We start from the raw sequence: 533 nt of genomic DNA on the forward strand, positions 1-533 counted from the left end.
GGGGGGAAGGAGGAAGAAAAGGAAGAGGGGAAAGGGGAGAAAGGAAAAAGGGAGGGAGAAGAGAGGAGGAAGAGGAGGGCGAAATAAGGGGAGGGGGAGAGGAAGAGGGAAAGAAGGGGAGAGAGGGGGAGAGGGGGGAAGGGGGGGGAGGAAGAGGGAGAGGAGGAGGGGGGAAAGAAGGAGGGGGGGAGGGGGAGGGAAGAAAGAGAAAGAAAGGAAAGGGGGGGGGGAGAGGAAAAAGCGTAAAAAGAAGAGGGAGAAGAGGAAAAGGAAGGAGGAAGGAAGAAACATGGGAAAGAAGGGGAGGGTTATGAGGAGGGGGAGGAAAGAAAGGAGGAGAAAGGAAAGGAGAGAGAGAGAGGGGGGAAAAGAAAGGAGAAAAAAAGAAGAAAAGAGGGAAGGAGGAAAAGAAGAAAAAGAAGGAGAAAAGGAGAGAGAGGAAAAGGGAAGAGGGAAGGGGAGGAAGAGGAGTAGGGGTAGAGAAAAGAATGAGGAGGGTAAGACATATACTGCCCAATGCCATGGTTGCCACA

Annotated in this window: 2 protein-coding genes; both read left to right on the forward strand. The window is 52.5% G+C overall.

Features of this window, described 5'->3' with window-relative positions:
- Nucleotides 1-314: hypothetical protein (locus A3773_RS19765; RefSeq protein WP_231902234.1), on the forward strand; the 314-nt coding region annotated here is incomplete at its 5' end.
- The coding region (locus tag A3773_RS19770; RefSeq protein WP_231902235.1) for a hypothetical protein at nt 290-533 on the forward strand (244 nt) is incomplete at its 3' end. The genes A3773_RS19765 and A3773_RS19770, both read left to right, overlap by 25 nt.

It is taken from the genome of Neptuniibacter pectenicola (genome assembly GCF_001597735.1).
Classification (GTDB): Bacteria; Pseudomonadota; Gammaproteobacteria; order Pseudomonadales; family Balneatricaceae; genus Neptuniibacter; species Neptuniibacter pectenicola.